The sequence below is a fragment of the Rahnella sp. ATs2 genome (assembly GCF_051851855.1).
Lineage (GTDB): Bacteria > Pseudomonadota > Gammaproteobacteria > Enterobacterales > Enterobacteriaceae > Rahnella > Rahnella variigena.
Genome location: NZ_JBLYPL010000012.1, coordinates 62,467 through 80,967, shown reverse-complemented (window position 1 = coordinate 80,967; position 18,501 = coordinate 62,467). Strand labels below are relative to the sequence as shown.

Genomic DNA, 18,501 nt, shown 5'->3' with positions numbered 1-18,501 from the left:
CCCCACCAAAAACGGTCAACATCTTCTGCTATTACGTCAGAGGAAGTACCTTATCCAATTAATAAAGGATTATTATGAACTGGTATTTAAAAGCATTAAAAAACTACGCTAATTTTTCTGGTCGCGCCCGGAGAAGAGAATATTGGTGGTTCGTGTTATTTAATATTCTTATATCAATGGGTGTAAGCATTATTGCAAAGATATTTGGCGATGAGTATTTACTGTCTTTGCTCTACTCATTATTCGTGTTTCTTCCCAGCCTGGCATTAGCCGTGCGTCGTAATCACGATGCAGGATACAGCGGCTGGTGGGTGCTGTGCCCGGTCTTCAATCTGATCCTGATGTTCTTCCAAAGCGATCCAGAGGATAACTGCTTCGGCCCTTATGTGGTTGAGCCACAGGCGTAAAAACAGATCCGTTCGGCTCCCTCCCCTGCGAAGGGGAGGGCTGGGGTGGGGTATTGCAGAAAAATCAAAAAGTTGAAAGGGGCATTGACGAGGTGTTAGCCCTCAAAACTTACTGCGTTACCCGTACAAATCCGCCTTCGGCCTGAACGTTGTGGCCGAAACCGCAGTCACCGGTGGTATGCAGTTTCACGTTCTGCGGGTCGAAATTCATGTCTACGCTGCACTCGCCGCCACCGGCAGAGGCATCGTCGGCTTCGTGGTACACCGCGTGATTGTCTTTGATTGCCGTCACCACCGAAAACTCGCCGGTGTTCGGGCCGTAGTACAACGACATCTGTCCCATGTATAAGCCGCTAAAATCGATTTTGAACTGCGCTTCTTCGCCTTTCACTTCCAGGATATTCCAGCTGCCAAAACCGGCATATTGCCAGTAAATGCCCGCCGGACTTTGTGCCTGCGGCATTGCAGCAAGTTCCGGCTGGATCAGACCCAGGTTGTATTGTGATTTTTTGTCAGCAGGCGCCAGCATCAGCCAGGCTTTGGCTTTCAGATAATCGCCCTGCTTAATGTAGGTCAGCGCGATGTTGTTGTAAGCCGTTGCAATCTGATCCTGCGGCTTGTGGCAAAACTCGCTCCACGCGACCTGATTGCGGAAAATTTCCCGCGCTTTGCCCATATCGCCCTGCTGATACGCGACTTTTCCGGCAGCAGCATAAATGCCTGCTTTTACGCAATCAGCATCAATATCAGGTTCATCAATCTGAGCAAACGCCTGAACACTGGCAAAACATCCTGCCACCAGCAGTAAATTCACTGCGACTTTCATCAAACATCCTTCTACTTTTGTGGTCTACAGAGCTTCGTGCTGGAAAAACATCCTTACAAGTGGTTCATTGCCCTATCGCACTGAGACACTCATTCTGGGATGATTGGCTTCACAACATATCGATTACACATGGCTATTATGACTAAAAAACCTGGGAAATCGGCGCAATGGGGCGCCGTCTGGCAGTTAATTAAGCCTTACTGGCGTTCGGAAGAAAAGTGGCGAGCCTGGGGCATGTTGACCACTATCATCATCCTTTCGCTGGCTGGCGTGTACCTCAGCGTGCAGTTTAACGAATGGAACCGCGTTTTCTATGACGCGCTGCAAAACAGAAACTATCCGGTTTTCAAAGCCCAGCTGTGGAAATTTACCTGGCTGGCGCTGCTGTTTATCGTGATTGCCATCTACCGGGTTTATCTGACCCAGGGCCTGCAAATGAGCTGGCGGCGCTGGATGACCGAAGAGTATATGGAGAAGTGGCTGACCAATCACGCCTATTATTACACGGAGTATCAGCACCAGGTGGATAACCCCGATCAGCGTATTTCAGATGACCTGAATGCCCTGACCAGCGGGACACTTTCTCTGGTGCTCGGCCTGCTGTCGAGCGTGGTGACGCTGTTCTCGTTCGTGTTTATTTTGTGGTCGATAAGTGGCCCGCTGAACTTCATGCTGGCAGGGCATCACTTTGAAATTCCGGGCTATATGCTCTGGTTCGCGCTGCTTTACGCCGCTGTGGGTTCCTTCATTATCTGGTATATCGGTAAACCGCTGGTAAAACTCGGGTTTAATCAGGAATGGTTCGAAGCGAACTTCCGTTTTGGCCTGATCCGTATCCGCGAAAACAGCGATGCAATTGCCCTGTATCACGGTGAGAAAAACGAGCACGACCAGCTGACCGGCAAGTTTGAATCCATCAAAACCAACTGGTGGTCAATCATGCGCGTCACCCGTCGTCTGAACGTCGCGACCAACTTTTATGCACAGTTTGCCAATATCTTCCCGATTCTGGTGGCCTCGCCGCGCTATTTCGCCGGTGCCATTCAGATGGGTGCGCTGATGCAAATCGCTTCTGCGTTCGGTCAGGTACAGGGCGCGTTATCCTGGTTTATTGATGCGTTTACCGATCTGGCCAACTGGAAAGCGACGGTTAACCGTCTTGCCGGTTTCAATGCCGCTATCGATCAGGTCAACGCTCAGCCACGCGGGATTAACGTCGGTAAAAGCAGTGAACATGCCCTGCAACTCGACAAGCTGACACTGAATCTGCCGAACGGTAATCCGCTGTTCTGTGACGTTTCCGCTTCAATGAAGCCGGGTGAGCGCGTACTGATTGCCGGTCCTTCAGGCTGTGGTAAATCAACCCTGCTGCGCGCCATCGCCGGTATCTGGCCTTACGGTTCAGGCAATATTGCGCTGGCGGAAGGGAAGCGTTATCTGTTCCTGCCGCAGCGCAGTTATATCCCGATTGGTACCTTACGTGATGCGCTGAGTTATCCTGACGCCAGCCGCGAATATACCGATGAACGCCTGCAACAGGTTCTGGAACAATGCCGCCTGCCGCATCTGGCCTCGGTTGAAATCCTCGATGATTACGCCAACTGGAGCCAGCGCCTGTCGCCGGGTGAACAACAGCGGTTGTCATTCGCCCGCGCCTTGCTGATCCAGCCGGATACGCTGTTCCTCGACGAAGCGACCAGTGCGCTGGATGACGAAACCGAGCAACAGGTTTACTCTCTGCTGCTCAGCGAGTTGCCGCAGACATCGGTTATCAGTGTGGCGCACCGTAATACCGTGGCGAAATACCATCAGCACTGCTGGCGGTTCAAAAATCAGGAAAACGGTCCGTGTGGATTTACCTCCAGCGCACTGCTGCCTGAGTAACGCCTGAGACGCCACTGCGAAGTGGCTGAAAACGAACAAAGGTTGCTGATATCAGCAACCTTTCTTTTTTGTGTGCTGAAACCCATTTTGAACAGAATATCAGCAACGCGGTTAGCTCATTTGTATAGCTAACTATACAATTATTCTTAAGTGAAGAACCGGAGGTCAGGCTTAATGAAAATAGATAAGAATTCATTCACCCCGCTTTACCTGCAAATTGAGCAGCAACTGACCGAAAAAATCAGCGCGGGTGAAATCAAACCGGGCGACTCCATCCCGACCGAAGCGGCGCTCTGCGAAATCTACGGAGTGTCACGCATGACCGCACGAAAAGCCGTCGATTATCTGGTGCGTCAGGGCCGTGTGGCGCGTTTTCGTGGCCGTGGTACCTTTGTGGTCGAACCGGCTGAGCAGCAGAAAATCATCCTCCCGCTCGACCGCCATCTCACCGCCAGTGAAGTCGCCCAGGAAAATAATCAGCGGATTGAAAATCAGGTGCTGGAATTTCGGCGCATGCCAGCAAGTGAAGACATCGCCCGCGAGCTGAATATCCCGGACGGTACCGAGGTTTATTTTATGATCCGCCTGCGCTTATTAGGCGATGAACCCTTCGTCTATGAACAGTGCTGGATGCTGTGCGACCGCTTCCCGGACATCACGCGTGCCGCCATGACATCTTCAAAATATGCCTATATCCGTTCCAAAGGTTTTCAGCCAGCAGGCAGCACCAAACTGATTTCCGCCGAACTGCCCTCTAACGAAATCCGCCTCGCGCTGAATTTGTCACGCGACCAGCCGGTTCTGCATTCTCATGCCATTGTCTCATTCACCGACGACACGCTGTTTGAAGTGTCTGATGTGTACTACAACCAGAAAAACTATGCCTTCAGCGTCCATGCCAAAGTCAAAGCCTAGCCGCCGTCAGGCAATACCCGACAGCTCGGCTTTCACCAGATTTGCCACCTGCTCAACCTGCGGACCATAAATCACATGCACGTCCGTGTCGGTAATGCGTTTGACGCCTGCCGCACCGGTTTTCATTAGCGTCCCGTCCTGCACCTGCGCCATGTCTTTGACCTTCACGCGCAGACGGGTAAAGCAGCAATCGACCGCCGTAATATTCCCCTCGCCGCCCAGTCCGATAATGATATTTTTGGTTTTCTCGCCGGTTCCCTGCGCAGGCTTCGCGCGTTCTTCAGCATCGTTTTCATCCTCGCGTCCCGGCGTTTTGATCTGCATCCGCAAGATAACCCAGCGGAAACTGAAGTAGTAAACCGGCGCGTAGATGATCCCGAGGATCAGCGGATACCACCAGTGCGTTCTGCTGCCACCGAGAACGCCGAAGATCAGGAAGTCGATCGCCCCGCCCTGTACGTTACCGATCATCACATGCAGCATCTGCATCAGCACAAATGACAGGCCGGTCAGCACGGCGTGCAGGATATACAGCACCGGCGAAACGAAGATAAAGCAGAACTCCAGCGGCTCAGTGATCCCGGTGGTAAACGAGGCCAGTCCGCCCGCCAGCATCAGTGCTTTTACACGGCCTTTATGTTCCGGTCTGGCGCAGTGATACATCGCCAGCGCCGCCGCCGGTAAACCAAACATCATCACCGGAATTTTCCCCTGCGCCAGGAAACGCGTCGCCTGCTGCGTCACCGCGTCCGGGATCATGCCGGGATTAGCCAGCGCGGCATTAAAGATATTCAGCGCGCCGACAATGCTCTGATTATCCACCGTCGTCACGCCGCCAATTGGTGTGAAACGTACGGTTTCGTTGATGATGTGATGCAAACCGGTCGGGATCAGCAAACGCTCCGACGTGGCATAAATAAAGGTGCCGATCTCACCGGTGCGCCCGATCAGTTCACCGATCCACTGGATCCCCATGGCAATCGTTGGCCAGATCAGCGACATCAGCACGCCGACAATCGGCAGCACCAGAATGGTGATGATCGGCACGAAACGGCGTCCGCCAAAAAACGCGATCGCCGTCGGCAACACAATCGTATAAAAGCGATTGTGCAACCACATGGTAATTAAGCCGACCAGCACCCCGCCCAGCACGCTCATGTTGTAGGTGAAAATCCCCAGCGTATTGGTGAACTCGGCAGCGTAAATCATCGCATCGCTTTCGGTCATGCCCTTGGCCATGAGTTTGGCGACCGCAATGGTTTCCGGCGTAATCCCCTGCGCCAGCAGGCTGTAGTTAACACCGACGTGCAACCCGACAAAGCCGATCACTGCGGAAAAAGCCGCTGTGGCTTTCTCTGCATTGGCCAGACCCATCGCAGTGGCGACGGCAAAAAATAGCGGAAGGTTGGCAAACAATGCGCCGGATACCTGGCGGATAAACCCAATCACCAGTTGCAGGGTTTTCATCTGCGTGAAGGCTTCACCGGTGACGGCAGGATTCTGCAACGCCGCCGCCAGACCTAAGAAAATCCCGGCGGCGGCAATCACCGAGATAGGCGTCATCAGGGCCTTGCCCAGATCATGCACCTTGCTGCCAAGTTTTATCATCTGTCGTCCCTCAGTTAGCTGGCTAAAAATAAGCCGTTAATTGAGTTAAGTCACAGAATGTATAGTTGTATAGACATAGCAGTCAGGAGTATGAAAGGGATCACAGTTTTGCCGGGGAAAAACGGATTGGCGCAGCAGGCAAAAAAAAGCCCACATCGGACTGTGGGCGCGGGGGTTGCGACTGGCCGTCGTTCAGAACGGCTGGCAACAAGCAAATGTGAGAACTGCTCGCTCTCGGCTCTTAAGGTAACGGCAGTTGCCGCGATCCTTCAGCCTTTTCTGGTAAGCAGCGGGTTAAAATGTATAAATTTGTTTGATCTGCATCACACTTTTCTAACCACCAACAATTCATTCACTTTTAGAATATTTAACTGGTTATCATTCTTAAGAACTATCGATTAGTTTGCTAAGTAACGACTTCCCTGCCATTTACCACTGCACAAAAAGTTTAAAACCCTATAATTTCAATGGATTATATAGCAACATTTTCTTCATACTTAGAAACATCGACTCATGGGTAATGACAATATCCTTACACAGAGAACTCTGGCGCTCTCGTATAGTGGAGGACTTGTTGAGAATGGTTATTCTCAATTCCCCAATAAGAGTGAATTCTATGCGCCTGAAGTTTCTTTCTGTCAGTACAGTCGTACTGCTTTCCGCATGTGATGGTTCCGCCGGTTCTGCATCCCCGGCGGCACAGGTGCCTGCGGTTAATGTCGTCACTTTACACAGTCAGCCCGTCGCCCTGACCACCAGCCTGCCCGGCCGTACCACGGCGGTTCGCAGTGCGGAAGTCCGCCCGCAGGTGAACGGCGTGATCCAAAAACGTCTTTTTGTTGAAGGCAGTGAAGTCAAAGCCGGTCAGCAGCTTTATCAGATTGATCCTTCGACCTATCAGGCCGCATTCGATCGCGCGATGGCAACCTGGAAAAGCGCCGATGCCACCGCCCGCCGCTACAAACCGCTGGTCGATGCGCAGGCCGTCAGCCGTCAGCAATATGACGATGCGGTCGCCGCAGAGCGCGAAGCCGCCGCCGATGTCGAAACCGCCCGCGTAAATCTGCAATACACCAAAGTGTACGCGCCGATTTCCGGCCACATCGGCCGCTCGCTGTATACCGAAGGGGCGCTGGTGACCAGCGGCCAGACCGCGTATCTGACCACTATCGATCAGCTCAATCCTATCTATGTCGACGTCAATGAATCCTCGCAGGATTTACTGAGACTGCGCCGTGCGCTGGCTTCCGGCAAATTGCAAAGTGCCGGTGATAACGCCGCGCAGGCCACGCTGACGCTGGAAGATGGCAGCAAATATGCGCTGCCGGGCAAGCTGGAATTCTCTGAAGTCACCGTGTCGCAAAGCACCGGTTCCGTCACCCTGCGCGCCTCGTTCCCGAACCCGCACGACGAACTGCTGCCGGGCATGTTTGTCCACGCCCAGCTGCAACAAGGCATTGATGACAAAGGTATTCTGGTGCCGCAGGAAGCCATCATGCATGACGTGAAAGGCGCGCCATACGTGTACGTGGTGAAAACCGATAACACGGTTGAGCAGCGTTCCGTCACCACCGGTCAGATGATGAACGGTAACTGGCTGGTGAATCAGGGTCTGAATGACGGCGACAAAGTGATCACTGACGGATTACAGAACGTCAGGCCGGGCGCCAAAGTGAATGCCACCGAGCGCAAAGCCAGTGCCCCTGGCGAACAGGCTAATCTCGCGATGACCGATCCTTCCGCGCAATAGGTGAGCTGAATGTCTACTTTCTTTATTAATCGCCCCATATTCGCCTGGGTTGTTGCCATCGTCATCATGATCGCCGGTGCGCTGTCGATCATGAAACTGCCGATCAACCAGTACCCGAATATCGCGCCTCCGGCGATTTCCGTCAGCGTCACCTATCCGGGTGCCTCGGCGGAAACCGCGCAGAACACCGTGGTTCAGGTTATTGAACAGCAACTGAACGGGCTGGATAACCTGCGCTATATCGAATCGCAAAGTAACAGCGACGGCAGCGCCACCATTATTGCCACCTTCGATCAGGGCACTAACCCGGATATCGCGCAGGTTCAGGTTCAGAACAAAGTGTCTCTGGCCGAATCGCAGCTACCGACGGAAGTGGTCAATCAGGGGATCCGAATTGCCAAATATCAGGCCAACTTCATGCTGCTGGTCAGCCTGATTTCGACCGATGGCAAAATGAGTAACTCGGATCTGAGTAACCTGCTGGTGACCAAACTGGAAGATCCGATCGTGCGTACCAAAGGCGTCGGCGACTTCCTGGTGCTGGGTTCCGAATACGCGATGCGTATCTGGCTCGATCCGGCAAAACTGTATAAATATCAGCTGATCCCAAGTGATGTCAGCGCCGCCATTGAAGCGCAAAACGTGCAGGTGTCCTCCGGTTCACTCGGCGGACTGCCGACGGTCAAAGACAGCAAACTCAGCGCCACCATTATCGGTAAAACCCGTTTCGACAGTATTAATCAGTTCAAAAACGTGCTGCTAAAAGTGAATGCCGACGGTTCTCAGGTGCGCCTGAGTGATGTCGGAAATGTTGACCTGGGGCCGGAAAGTTATTCCATCTCCTCGACCTTTAACGGCAGCCCGTCTACCGCTATCGCCCTGCGTCTGGCGAGCGGCGCAAATGTGCTGGATACCGACAAAGCGGTGAAAGCCACCGTCGCAGGGCTGGAAGATTCCCTGCCGGCTGGCGTGAAAGTCGAGTTCCCGTACCAGACTGCGCCAGTGGTCAGTGCATCGATTGAAGAAGTGGTGAAAACGCTGATCGAAGCCATCGTACTGGTGTTCTGCGTGATGTTGCTGTTCCTGCAAAACCTGCGCGCAACGCTGGTCACCACGCTGGTAGTGCCGGTGGTGCTGCTCGGTACCTTCGGTATTCTGGCGGCTGCGGGGTATTCCATTAACACCCTGACCATGTTCGGGATGGTGCTGGCGATAGGCCTGCTGGTGGATGACGCCATCGTGGTGGTGGAAAACGTCGAACGTGTGATGACGGAAGATAAGTTGTCGCCGAAAGAAGCCACCATCAAATCAATGAAACAGATCCAGGGCGCGCTGTTTGGTATCGCACTGGTGCTCTCCGCCGTGTTAGTGCCGATGGCCTTCTTCGGCGGCTCGACCGGGATCATCTACCGTCAGTTCTCGATCACTATCGTGTCCGCGATGGCGCTCTCCGTGCTGATGGCGCTGATTTTCACTCCCGCGCTGTGTGCCACCATCATCAAACACAATGACGAGGAAAAATCGCAGAAAGGCTTTGCGGGCTGGTTTAACCGTACCTTCGACAAAGGCGCGATGCGCTACACCAGCGCCGTCGGCACGGTGATTTCCCGTCGTCGTCTGTTTATGTGCATCTATCTGCTGATCGTGATTGCCACCGGCTTTATGTTCACCCGCGTGCCGACCACCTTCCTGCCGGATGAAGATCAGGGCGTCATGCTGATTCAGGCCACCCTACCTGCCAACGCCTCGGCGGAACGTACCCAGCAGGTGCTGGATAACGTGCGTGAATACCTGATGAAACAGGAAGGTGGCATCGTTTCTTCGGTGTTCACCGCCAACGGCTTCAGCTTCGCCGGACGTGGTCAGAACGTCGGGATTGCCTTCGTGCAGCTGAAAACCTGGACGAAACGTCCGGACGCCGCGCAGAAAGTTCAGGCGCTGGCCGGTCGTGCGATGGCGCATTTCGCCACTATCAAAGACGCCCGCGTGTTTGCTTTCGTTCCGCCAGCCGTTATGGAACTGGGTAACGCCACCGGCTTCGACTTCTTCCTGCAGGACACCAACGGCAAAGGGCATAACGCCCTGATGGCGGCGCGTAACCAGTTCCTGCAACTGGCCTCGCAGGACAAACGTCTGACTGCGGTGCGTCCGAACGGGATGGAAGATGAGCCGCAATATCAGCTGGAAATTGATGATGAACGCGCGCAGGCGCTGGGGCTGAGCCTCGACGACATCAACAATACCTTGTCAGCGGCATGGGGTTCGGCGTACGTGAATCAGTTCATGTACAACAACCGCGTGAAGCGCGTTTACATCCAGGGCAAGGCGGCTTCACGCGTCACACCGGAAGATCTGAACAACTGGTATTTCCGCAACTCGAGCGGCGATATGGTGCCGTGGAGCGCATTCGGCAGCGGCAAATGGGTGTACGGCTCACCGCGTTACGAGCGTTTCAATGGCGTGTCTTCTGTCGAACTGATGGGCGCACCGGCACCGGGTTACAGCTCGGGCGATGCCAACGACGCGGTGATGGAAATCGCGGCCAAATTGCCACCGGGCTATAAAGTGGCATGGCACGGTCTGAGCTATGAAGAAAAGCTTTCCGGCTCACAAACCCCGGCACTTTATACCCTGTCGATGATCGTGGTGTTCCTGTGTCTGGCGGCACTGTACGAGAGCTGGTCGATCCCGTTCTCGGTCATGCTGGTGGTACCGCTGGGGATCCTCGGGACGATCGGTGCCGTATTGCTGCGCGGCTTGTCGAATGACGTCTTCTTCCAGGTCGGTCTGTTAACCACCGTCGGGCTGGCGGCGAAGAACGCCATATTGATTGTCGAGTTCGCCAAAGAGCTGCATGAGAACGAAGGCATGTCGGTCACGGAAGCGGCGATTGAAGCGGCCAAGCTGCGTATCCGGCCAATTATCATGACCTCGATGGCCTTTATTCTCGGTGTATTCCCGCTGACCATTTCCAGCGGCGCGGGCGCGGGCAGCCAGCATTCCATCGGTACCGCCGTGGTCGGCGGGATGATTACGGCGACCTTCCTGGCGATCTTCTTCGTCCCGATGTTCTACGTGACGATTGTGAATTTGTTCACCCGCAAATCGAAAAAACAAGAGAAGGCGCTTCCGGCGTCTGAGGCAACACACCATGAATAAACCGCATTTCGCGCTGTCGCTTATCGGCGCGTTTTCACTCACCCTGCTGGCGGGCTGTACGATGGAGCCTGATTATCAGCGCCCTGCGCTGCCGGTCGCCAGCAACTGGGACGGTGCCAAAACCGGCGCTGCGCAGGATATCGGCTGGAAAGCCTTCTTCAATCAACCGGCGATGAATAAGCTGATTGGCATGTCTCTCGCTAACAACCGCGACCTTCGGGTCGCGGCGTTAAACGTCGATACCGCGCGCGCGGCCTTCCAGATTGACCGTGCCGCGCTGCTGCCGACGCTTGACGCCAGCGCCGGTGAAACCAACCAGCATCTGCCAGGCGGATTGTATTCGACGCAAAATACCGGACCGGTGACGTATCAGCAATACAGCGCCAATCTCGGTGTGACATCTTATGAAGTTGACCTGTTTGGTCGCGTGCGCAGCCTGCGCGATCAGGGGCTGGAAAGCTTCCTCGCCACCGAAGCGACGCAACGTGCGACGCAAATCTCGCTGGTGTCTGAAGTCGCTTCCGGTTATCTGAGTCTGGCGGCGGATAACGATCTGCTGAAACTGGCAATCAGTACCGCTGACAGCCAGAACAAATCCTACGAGCTGACCAAACGCAGTTACGATTCCGGCATCAGCACTTCGCAGGATCTGGTGCAGGCCGAAACCACGGTTCGCGCAGCGCAGGCTGATATCGCGCAATACACGCGTCAGGTTCGTCAGGATGTGAACGCGCTGACGCTGCTGGTCGGCACCACCATTCCGCAAAATTTGCTGGCGAACGCCACCCTGCAACAGGACTGGAAATTCCCGCAGACGCCGGCCGGTTTACCGTCTGATCTGCTGACCCGTCGCCCGGACATTATTGCCGCGGAACATACGCTGAAAGCGGCTAACGCCAATATCGGCGCAGCGCGTGCGGCGTTCTTCCCGAGCATTACGCTGACCGGCACCGCCGGTTCCGAAAGCGGCAGCCTGAGCAAACTGTTCGACGGCGGCACCGGTGCGTGGTCATTTATGCCATCGATTAATATCCCAATCTTCGACGGCGGCGTGAATCAGGCCAATCTCGACATCGCGAAAGACACCAAGAAAATTGATATCGCCAACTATGAAAAAGCGATTCAGACGGCGTTCAAAGAAGTGTCCGACGGCTTAGCCGGACAGGCGACCTACAAAGACGAATTGCTGGCCCGCCAGCAGGATGCCGACGCCAATCAGCGCAACTATGATCTCTCGCAGATGCGCTTCAAAGGCGGTGTCGATAACTACCTGAGCGTACTGGTCGCGCAGCGCTCGCTGTATTCTGCTCAGCAAACGCTGATCACCACACAACTTGCCCAACTGAATCAGGACATCAGTTTGTATAAAGCGCTGGGTGGGGGATGGAAGGAGTAATTTTTGTGTGAATGGAAACGCCGGCGGAAGTCGGCGTTTTTGTTTTAAAAGCCGGAGACGCCTTATTCCCCCATTATAACATTTTTAATACCCTTTTTTGCATCTTTCCCCCTAAACACTTACACTCCATCTCTACAGTAAAGACACTTTTTTGTCGCTTTTGTGTAGAGATAAAATGACAAAACTTGAAGCCATTCGAAAACTGCAAGCACTGAGTCGTCAGGGACGGACGGTTTTTCTGCTTCGGGATTTGCAAAAAATCTTTCCTGAGGACTCCCCGGTTGCGTTAAAAGCCGGGCTCAAGCGCCTGATCGATGAAGAAATTTTATGCAGGCCGGTTAAGGGGGTTTACGTCAATATTTTCTCCCCTAAAGACAGTTACCTTCTTGAGCGCGTGGTGAAAGCGATGCGGCGCGGAGAGTACAACTACGTCAGTCTGGAATCTGCACTATCGGCATATGGCATCATTTCGCAGATACCGGTCGACCGACTGACCGTCATGACGACCGGACGCGGAGGAGAATACCCGACGCCCTGGGGCACTATCGAACTGACGCATACTAACCGGGGCATTTTGGATATTCTCGACGCAACCATCGAAACGCAATCACCACTGAAGCAAGCGACAACCGCCACGGCAATCAGGGATTTACGCCGTGTTGGCAGGAATACTCATCTGATGGATCTTAAGGAAGAATAATGAGTGAGAAGGTCGATTTTGATTTACTGGTAAACAGAGCACTACAGAACACAGAACTCACAGCGATGCGGCCGGTGGTAGAAAAGGAATTGCTGCACTACGACGTCCTTTTTTGTCTGGATAAAGCCGGTCTGCTGGATGGGTTGGTTTTTCAGGGCGGAACTTCACTACGGCTTTGCTACAACTCAAACAGGTTCAGCGAAGATTTGGATTTTGCCGGAGGCAAAACTTTCTGTTCGGCGCAATTAATGGCAATGAAATCCTGCATCGAGGAATATATCGGGGCGCGTTACGGCTTTGCTATCAATGTGAAAGCCCCTGAAGAACTGCGTCTGATACCGGATTACGATCAAATCAATATCGATCGGTGGCAAATTACTGTCGAGACTTCCCCCCAACAATCCCACATTGCCAGACAGCGGATCAAAATTGAAATCGCCAACATTGAGGCTTATACCCGTAATACCCTGCCACTCGGGCGTAATTATTTTGTCTTACCCGACGGCTATAACGACACGCTGATTTATGTCGAAACGCTCGAAGAAGTTCTGGCCGACAAACTGGTCGCGTTTCCCGCTACTCAGACGCATATCCGGTATCGGGATATGTGGGATTTAGTGTGGCTCTATCAGCAAGGTGCACGAATAAACAGATCGCTGCTGCTCAATAAAATAGCCGACTATCGTGTAGAGAACTACGCCGACAAAACCCGTGAGAAACTGAAGTCATTGGACGAAATCATGCGAAATGGTGTCTTCCACAATGAAATGAGGCGTTTTATCCCTGCAGATATCTTCGAACGAACGCTGAAATCACAAAAATTTAATGGTTATTTTTTGACGACGCTGAGCAGTATTCTGAAAGAAGCACTCAGTAATCTAGAGATTCGGAACAAACAGAACACGGATGAATTTTTAATGTAATCATTCTATTATGCATAAGTCTAATGAGATAACGTACCTAACATCAGCCCGGATAATTCCGGGCTATGAGCGATAATTTTCGGCAGGGTCTATGAGGATTTTCGAGCCTCGTTTGCTTTGATCTCTTCGACCCAAGCTTCCATTATCCAAAAGCAAGTCGCGGCTTGTGGCCCTGCATCTAATAAAGAAAGACGGATGCGATTATATGTTTCCATATCGCTATTCGTTATTTTGTCAAATGGCGGGACGCAGGCTATATCTGTTCCTTGCTGGTATTTATAATGATGCTTATCGAGAATTGACATCACTTTTAACGCTTCTTTAGCATTCGCATCGAGCGCGTAATAGAGAGCACCTGAAAGTTGATTGGATTGTTGTAGATTCACTACAGGCGCTAAATCCGGGACTAACATTAGCCATTCACCGTCACCCGTGGAGATTTTATTTATCGTCTCAGCCCAGTCTTCAGCTGTTATTTTAGATGCAAAACTGTTGCTTCCATATTTCTGGACACTTGTTCTTATATCCTTCGGTGTAGCAGAAGCAAAAGCCATTATTGGAACGAGAAAAAGTAAGGGAAGAATTTTCATCTCACCACCTCTAGAACTTCTGAGGTTCCTCTTATTAAACGGCGGGTAGGATTGCTCATAATGATACAACCAGTTGAAGCAAACCCGGCCGGGCCTTCTCTTCTCTCGCCGTGTATGCGAAATAAGCTTCTACCATATGATTCACCGGAGGTTTGATGCAGTTCAATCGTAAGTGGTCCCTTGGAACTTGTGGCAATACCAACGCGATATGCCCCCTGTGGAAGTGGTCCCATTCCTTTGACATGTTGACGATCTGGGTTATTTTTATTTGTCAGGACGCCCGAATATCCCTTTTCAATGAATACTCCATCATGAAATAATTCACCGGTGCTTTGTTTATATGTCCAGGTCATAAATCTTCCTTATGCAGTTGCACGTTCGTTCCATGAGTCTGAATGAATAATGTTGCCGTCAGTGTAAGTCCAGATTATTTTTTCGTAACGCAGTTCCACACATTCAATGTGTCCTTGCTTTTCAAAATTACGATTTTTCACGTCATACATCATTGCCGATAATGACACCAGTTTCACATTTTCCAGCTTCGTATTAAAATATTCGACTTCCTGCCCAGCATCGTTAATTCGATACAATTTTATCTCAGCTGATTTAAACGTTTGACCCGTAGTAACAGCTTTATAAAGATAGGGACTCGATGAATCTATTTCTTTATCAAATACGAAAGGATGATGAATTCTTGTGCCTGTAATTTTACCTGTATTGGAGTCAGTTGGGATTTCCAGGGCATGAGCTAATCCAATAATCTCGATACTTCCTTCGCGACCATGTACATCAACCGATCCTCTGATGTCCGCGCCACCATCATCTTTAAGCCACAAATATGCCGGGATTGCCATTCTGATAAATTCCTTTTTAAAAAGTGAGGCAATACGTTATGCCCGTATGTTTTCACAAACCATTGGAGAACCTTTAAAAATGGAATTTTCAGAAGTTTGTTACTGGTGAACTCCCCTTGTTTCCTCATTTGCGCCCGCCGTCACGCTCGCTAAGTGTTTCTTTATGTTAAATTTGTTAAAATACTTAGACATTTTTTGAGCGAAACGCTTTTGCCGTGCGGCTTCCGCGCGGGTTGATGATGTAAATTTTAAGGAAACAATATGGGCATCACTCGTCGTGATTTTCTAAACGGCGTGGCTATTACGGTCACTGCCGGAATGACTCCGTTTGAGGCGCTGCGGGCTTCGCCGCAAACAGCCACGCAGTCGTTGTATTACCCGCCTTCCCTTACCGGTTTGCGCGGAAATCATCAGGGTTCTTATGAAGCGGCGCATATCCTCGGGCGCGAAGGCAAAAAGGTCGAATCTTCCGGTTTGCCGGTGGAAGATGAGTTTGATCTGGTGGTGGTCGGAGCCGGGATCAGCGGGCTTGCGGCGGCGTGTTTCTGGCAGGAACAGCACGGTAAAGACCAGCGTATTTTGTTGATCGATAACCATGATGATTTCGGCGGGCATGCCAAACGTAATGAATTTCACGTCGAGGATAAAATGCTGCTGGGCTACGGCGGCAGCGAGTCCTTTCAGTCGCCACGCACCAATTTCAGTCCGGTTGCGATGGGGTTGCTGAAAACCCTCAACGTCGATATCGAGAAGATGGCGAAAGACTTCGATCAGACGTTTTACCCTGATCTGCATCTCAGCCGCGGGGTGTATTTCGACCGTAAAAACTTCGGCGTCGATAAAATTGTCAGTGGCGATCCGGGACGTGCGGTGGCTGATGATATTCCACCGGATCGCCTCAATGGCCGCGATATCAAAGACTTCATCAGTGACTTCCCGCTGCCGGAATCTGACCGTCAGGCGCTGATCGCCCTGCACACTGAATCGAAAGATTATCTGCACGGCATGAGTCAGGAAGAAAAAGTCGCCTGGGTCGACGGGCACAGCTATACCCAGTTCCTGCGAGAAAAAGTCGGGCTGAGCGAGATTGCTATCCGCTATTTCCAGCAGCGGACCAATGATTTTCAGGCGGTTGGAATCGATGCCACCTCATGCAGCGATGCGCGCATTTGCGCCCTGCCAGGTCTGGAAGGTATGGGCCTGCCGCCGCTGGACGCCGAATCGCTGGCCGATCTCGACGAGCCGTATATTTTCCACTTCCCCGATGGCAACGCCGGTTTAGCCCGGCTGATGGTGCGCCATCTGATCCCGCAGGTCGCGCCGGGTAACACGATGGAAGATATCGTGCTGGCGAAATTCGATTACAGCCAGCTCGATAAGGCCGGGCAGCCGGTGCGGCTTCGCCTCAACAGCACCGGGATGCATGTCGCCAACGTCGAACACGAAGGCAAACCGGCGGTAGAAGTGACTTACATGACCGGCAGCACGCTGCACCGCGTCCGCGCCGGTCAGGCGGTGATGGCCGGATACAATATGATGATCCCGTATCTGGTGCCGGAAATCCCTGAAGCGCAGAAAGCCGCGCTGAAAGAAAACGTCAAAGCGCCGCTGGTCTATTCAAAAGTGGTGATCCGCAACTGGCAGCCGTTTATCAAACTTGGCGTCCATGAAATTTACTCTCCGGCAGCGCCTTACAGCCGCGTGAAACTGGATTATCCGGTGGATATGGGCGGTTATCAGCATCCGCGTGACCCGAACCAGCCGATTGGCCTGCATATGGTGTATGTGCCGACGCTGCCGGGCAGCGGCCTCAGCCCGCGCGAGCAGTCACGTAAAGGCCGTGCGTTACTGCTCGGCACCTCGTTTGATGCCCATGAAAAAATGATCCGCGATCAGTTGCAGGGCATGTTCGGCGAAGCCGGTTTTGACCATCAGCGCGACATCATGGCGATCACCGTTAACCGCTGGTCGCACGGCTATTCCTACTTCCTCAGCGGGATGTTCGACGACGAAGACGACGCGCAGAAAACCATTCATCTGGCGCGCACGCCTGTCGGGCGAATCACTATCGCTAACTCAGATTCTGACTGGAGCCCGTACGCCAACTCAGCAGTTGATCAGGCCTGGCGGGCAGTGAATGAACTGACGGCAATGAAAAAGGTGAGCGCATGAAGAAGCTGATGATTTTTGCCACGCTGATGGCAACGGCAGGCTCTGCCATGGCGATGTCCGAAGGTGAGTATGTGGCGAAATCCGCCGACTGCGCCGCCTGCCATACGTCGCCTCAGGGTGCAGATTTATCCGGTGGTGTGCGCTTTGCCACACCGGTAGGCGAGATTTATTCCACCAATATTACGCCGGATATTCAGCACGGAATTGGCGGCTACAGTTTTGAAGAGTTCGACAAGGCGATGCGCGAAGGGATTGCTAAAGACGGCCATGCGCTCTATCCGGCGATGCCCTACACCTCTTACGTAAAAATGAGCGGGAAGGACATGCGCGCGCTGTATGACTATCTGATGAAAGAGGTCAAACCGCAGCCCGTTGCCAACCGTGAAAATGACATCAGCTGGCCGATGTCGGTGCGCTGGCCGCTGCGGGTTTGGAACAGCATTTTTCTTGAAGACGGCGAGTACAGGCCACAGGCGGATCAGAGTGCGCAATGGAATCATGGCGCTTATCTGGTGCAGGGTGCCGGACACTGCGGAGCCTGTCACACCCCGCGTGGCTGGGCGCAACAGGAGAAAGCCCTCGATGAAAAGGACATGGCGTTTCTCAGCGGCGGCGAGCTGGACGGCTGGTCAGCACCTTCCCTGCGCGGGCTGAAAATCAGTCAGCCGGAACTGGTGACGCTGCTGAAATCCGGTCGCAATACTCATGACGCCGTCAGCGGCCCGATGGGGGAAGTGATCACTAACAGCACGCAGTTTATGACCGATGACGATCTCAACAGCATGGCGGTGTATCTGCTCAGTCTGAAAGCGGAGGCACAACCGGCACCGGCCAAAAAGGCCGTCGCGACTGAGGCCGGACAACAGACGTTTATGCGTTACTGTTCGACCTGTCACGGTGTGAAAGGCGACGGAAAAGCGTTTGCCATTCCGGCGCTGGCGGGCAATCTGACCGTCAGTGCAGAGAACCCGCAGACGTTGCTGCGCGTGATCCTCTACGGCGCTCAGACGCCGGTGACGGCAGAACATATGTCCAATACCATGCCTGGCTACGGCTGGACGCTGACTGATCAACAGGCCGCAGACCTCACCAATACCCTGCGCGCCAGCTGGGGAAATCAGGCAGCAGCCGTCACGCCGGGAGATGTGGCGAAAGCGAGGAAAGCAGGGAAATAAGGGCTTGTTTCACCGCAGGTAAAACCTGGCTCGATGAGCTCCTCCCCCTGCGAAGGGGGAGTTGGGAGAGGGGTTTACAGATATTTGATGCACAATCAACTTTAATAAAAACTCCAGTTGAACTTCCTTATATTCATTTAAA

Annotated in this window: 15 protein-coding genes; 10 read left to right on the top strand and 5 right to left on the bottom strand. The window is 52.9% G+C overall.

Going from position 1 to position 18,501, the window contains the following annotated elements:
• The first annotated feature begins 74 nt into the window (after positions 1-74).
• Positions 75-407, top strand: coding sequence for a DUF805 domain-containing protein (locus tag ACJY2G_RS14745; RefSeq protein WP_120163078.1), 333 nt, complete (start codon positions 75-77; stop codon positions 405-407).
• Positions 408-516: 109 nt separating this feature from the next.
• On the opposite strand, the gene ACJY2G_RS14740 is transcribed toward ACJY2G_RS14745, so the two are convergent.
• Positions 517-1,233 (bottom strand): tetratricopeptide repeat protein, encoded by a 717-nt coding sequence (locus ACJY2G_RS14740; protein WP_430320473.1) that lies wholly within the window; start codon positions 1,231-1,233, stop codon positions 517-519.
• A 129-nt stretch (positions 1,234-1,362) separates the two neighbouring features.
• Between ACJY2G_RS14740 and ACJY2G_RS14735 the strand changes: the two genes are divergently transcribed.
• Both ACJY2G_RS14735 and ACJY2G_RS14730 read left to right on the top strand, forming a co-directional pair.
• Complete coding sequence (locus ACJY2G_RS14735) at positions 1,363-3,117, top strand: ABC transporter ATP-binding protein/permease (protein ID WP_430320472.1); 1,755 nt, start codon at positions 1,363-1,365, stop codon at positions 3,115-3,117.
• Positions 3,118-3,291: 174 nt separating this feature from the next.
• A complete protein-coding gene (locus ACJY2G_RS14730) occupies positions 3,292-4,032 on the top strand; it encodes a GntR family transcriptional regulator (protein ID WP_120163075.1) in 741 nt (246 codons plus the stop codon).
• A 6-nt stretch (positions 4,033-4,038) separates the two neighbouring features.
• Here the strand turns inward: ACJY2G_RS14730 and ACJY2G_RS14725 are convergent, their stop codons facing one another.
• Entirely contained in the window at positions 4,039-5,640 is a 1,602-nt protein-coding gene (locus ACJY2G_RS14725) for a PTS transporter subunit EIIC (RefSeq protein ID WP_430320471.1), read from the bottom strand.
• Positions 5,641-6,256: 616 nt separating this feature from the next.
• On the opposite strand from ACJY2G_RS14725, the gene ACJY2G_RS14720 reads away from it, so the two are divergent.
• From ACJY2G_RS14720 to ACJY2G_RS14700, 5 genes are all read left to right on the top strand, one after another.
• The gene (locus ACJY2G_RS14720; RefSeq protein WP_439291880.1) at positions 6,257-7,390 is read left to right on the top strand and encodes an efflux RND transporter periplasmic adaptor subunit; all 1,134 of its coding nucleotides are present in this window, start codon (positions 6,257-6,259) and stop codon (positions 7,388-7,390) included.
• A 9-nt stretch (positions 7,391-7,399) separates the two neighbouring features.
• On the top strand, positions 7,400-10,549 hold the full coding sequence (locus ACJY2G_RS14715; RefSeq protein ID WP_430320470.1) for an efflux RND transporter permease subunit: 3,150 nt from the start codon (positions 7,400-7,402) through the stop codon (positions 10,547-10,549).
• Positions 10,542-11,945, top strand: coding sequence for an efflux transporter outer membrane subunit (locus tag ACJY2G_RS14710; protein WP_430320469.1), 1,404 nt, complete (start codon positions 10,542-10,544; stop codon positions 11,943-11,945). Before ACJY2G_RS14715 ends, ACJY2G_RS14710 begins: the two co-directional genes overlap by 8 nt.
• Before the next feature lie 175 nt (positions 11,946-12,120).
• Positions 12,121-12,645 carry a type IV toxin-antitoxin system AbiEi family antitoxin gene (gene abiEi, locus ACJY2G_RS14705; protein WP_430320468.1) on the top strand — a complete coding sequence of 175 codons (525 nt, stop codon included), beginning with the start codon at positions 12,121-12,123 and terminating at the stop codon, positions 12,643-12,645.
• A complete protein-coding gene (locus ACJY2G_RS14700) occupies positions 12,645-13,568 on the top strand; it encodes a nucleotidyl transferase AbiEii/AbiGii toxin family protein (RefSeq protein WP_430320467.1) in 924 nt (307 codons plus the stop codon). The genes abiEi and ACJY2G_RS14700 overlap by 1 nt, the downstream gene beginning before the upstream one ends.
• Before the next feature lie 89 nt (positions 13,569-13,657).
• Here the strand turns inward: ACJY2G_RS14700 and ACJY2G_RS14695 are convergent, their stop codons facing one another.
• The 3 genes from ACJY2G_RS14695 to ACJY2G_RS14685 are packed head-to-tail and all read right to left on the bottom strand — an operon-like array spanning position 13,658 to position 15,012.
• Positions 13,658-14,158, bottom strand: a complete 501-nt coding sequence (locus ACJY2G_RS14695) for a hypothetical protein (protein ID WP_430320466.1) — start codon at positions 14,156-14,158, stop codon at positions 13,658-13,660.
• Positions 14,155-14,511: a tlde1 domain-containing protein gene (locus tag ACJY2G_RS14690; RefSeq protein WP_430320465.1), complete on the bottom strand. Its 357-nt coding sequence runs from the start codon at positions 14,509-14,511 to the stop codon at positions 14,155-14,157. Before ACJY2G_RS14690 ends, ACJY2G_RS14695 begins: the two co-directional genes overlap by 4 nt.
• A 9-nt stretch (positions 14,512-14,520) precedes the next feature.
• Positions 14,521-15,012, bottom strand: a complete 492-nt coding sequence (locus tag ACJY2G_RS14685) for an Hcp family type VI secretion system effector (RefSeq protein WP_120163067.1) — start codon at positions 15,010-15,012, stop codon at positions 14,521-14,523.
• A gap of 261 nt (positions 15,013-15,273) precedes the next feature.
• On the opposite strand from ACJY2G_RS14685, the gene ACJY2G_RS14680 reads away from it, so the two are divergent.
• Both ACJY2G_RS14680 and ACJY2G_RS14675 read left to right on the top strand, forming a co-directional pair.
• Positions 15,274-17,184 (top strand): NAD(P)-binding protein, encoded by a 1,911-nt coding sequence (locus tag ACJY2G_RS14680; protein ID WP_113877564.1) that lies wholly within the window; start codon positions 15,274-15,276, stop codon positions 17,182-17,184.
• A complete protein-coding gene (locus ACJY2G_RS14675; RefSeq protein WP_167459655.1) occupies positions 17,181-18,359 on the top strand; it encodes a c-type cytochrome in 1,179 nt (392 codons plus the stop codon). The genes ACJY2G_RS14680 and ACJY2G_RS14675 overlap by 4 nt, the downstream gene beginning before the upstream one ends.
• Positions 18,360-18,501 lie beyond the last annotated feature (142 nt).